Here is a 1,905-nt window from a genome sequence, read left to right on the forward strand (position 1 = left end):
AATTCAAGGCAAGGGAATTCAACAGCTTAACCGGCAGTGTTCGCCATCCGTTCACCTCCAACTGTTCAAGTTGGGTCTTGCAGAACGTTTCATGATGAACTCCCCTCGATATTAGCAATGTATAACATGATCGCGTGGCCACGCGCCATGCCGTTAAACCACGTTTGCTGTTGTCGTATGCTGAGTCACGCCATCGTCGTAAAGAAGCGTGATCGTGTTGGCCGCAGGGTGGTTCTGCAGCGTCGCGACATCGACGAAATTGGCGCCACCGGTGGTGCCGTTGGCGTCGACGCTGAGCGTGCCCGTCGCCGCATCGTAGTTGACGAAGTCGCCGACATTGGCGCCGCCAGGTGCGGTGTCGAACAGAGACGTCAGGTCGATCTTGTCGCCCTCGCCGCCATTGAAGTCGGTGATAAGATCCTTGATATCGAGGTTTTCAAGCCTGAACGTGTCGGCGCCCGTGCCGCCGGTGAGCGTGTCACTACCGGCACCGCCGACCAGCGTGTCGTTGCCGGCGCCACCGATAAGAGTGTCAACGCCGCCTTCGCCTCTCAGCGTGTCATTGCCCAGTCCGCCCGCCAGGTAATTGGCTCCGACGTTTCCGAACAGATAGTCATCGCCCGAACCGCCGATCAGGCCTTCAATGCCTGTGAGGGTATCCCCGGTGGCATCGCCGCCGCCGATCGTCGCATCCGCCGGATTTGTCGAAAATGCCGCCGCATTTGCATGACCGTCGTCGGCCAGGTTAATCGAGACCGCCGCCAAACTGCCCGTATAGTCGACAATGTCGGTACCGGCCCCACCCGAGATCGTATCGGTATGCGTGCTGCCGGCGATCACGTCGTTGACCGTTCCGGCAAAGCCGGAGAGGGTGAAGGATCCGCCGGAGCTCGCGGCTACCTGATGGATGTCCAGCGATTGGGTTGCACTGACGTCTCCATCCCCATCGACCGCATTGACCTGAAAATGCAAGGTGGTGTCGGATGGCAGTATGGTTTGAGATACGTCGACCGCCGCCAACCTCATTTTTGCATCGGCATTGCCGGTTATCGAAATCAGGTTGAAGTCGATTGTCGGGTCGATGATGAGATGTCCGTTCACCACCGTGGCCGTTCCGTTCTGAGTCTGGTTGGTGACGGAATTGGTCGCCGTCCATGAAACCGAACCGGAGCCGTTGTTCACATTGAAATTGAGACTGCCTATGAAATTCGGATTGAGCGTCGGCGCGTCATTGCCGGCGGTCGCCGAGGTGTGGAACTCCATGGTGAAGTTTTCATTGGGGTCGATGAACTGGTTGTCGACGCCGAAGCCTTGCGTGGAAGAGTTGACGCCGTTGCCGTTGCCGGTGAATTCGATCAGGCCGTTCGGAGTTTCGAGGAACGGCGTCGGACCACCTGGCGACAATCCCGTCAGCGTCTGAGTTACCGTTGTTGCCGCATCCGGAGTGATGAGCGAAAATGTGTAATTGCCGTCAGGATGAACAGTCAGCGAATAGATGTCAGTTCCGCTGGAGGACTCCGCCAGCAGCACCGTCGTTCCGTCAGCCTGGACCGTCGTGGTGTAGCTCACCCCGGTGATTGCTGGCCCGGTAATGTTGAAGTGGTTGATGCCATCTGCTCCCGGAACCAATGCAAACGTCCCGTTGACCGTCCCAATCTCGTTCGGAATTGTGCCTGACATAAACGCGCCTAATGTCGGCACGTCGTCGGTGACGTCGATGGTGATGGTGTTGGTGATGGTGTTGCCGTTGGCGTCGGTGGCCTGGTAGGTGAAGGTCTCGACGTTGTTGACGGTGTTGGTGCCGTTGTTGGCATCGGCGCCGTCGACCGGCGAGGTCAGCGTGTAGCTGTAGGTGCCGTTGGCATTGAAGGTCAGCGTGCCGTGCACGCCGGTGGCGCTGCTCAG

Annotated in this window: 1 protein-coding gene; it reads right to left on the minus strand. The window is 58.5% G+C overall.

Annotated features, from left to right (window positions below):
* Positions 1 to 153 precede the first annotated feature (153 nt).
* Positions 154 to 1,905: type I secretion C-terminal target domain-containing protein (locus ACWGTI_RS32310; protein WP_454590636.1), on the minus strand; the 1,752-nt coding region annotated here is incomplete at its 5' end.

The organism is Mesorhizobium sp. ArgA1 (assembly GCF_053714375.1).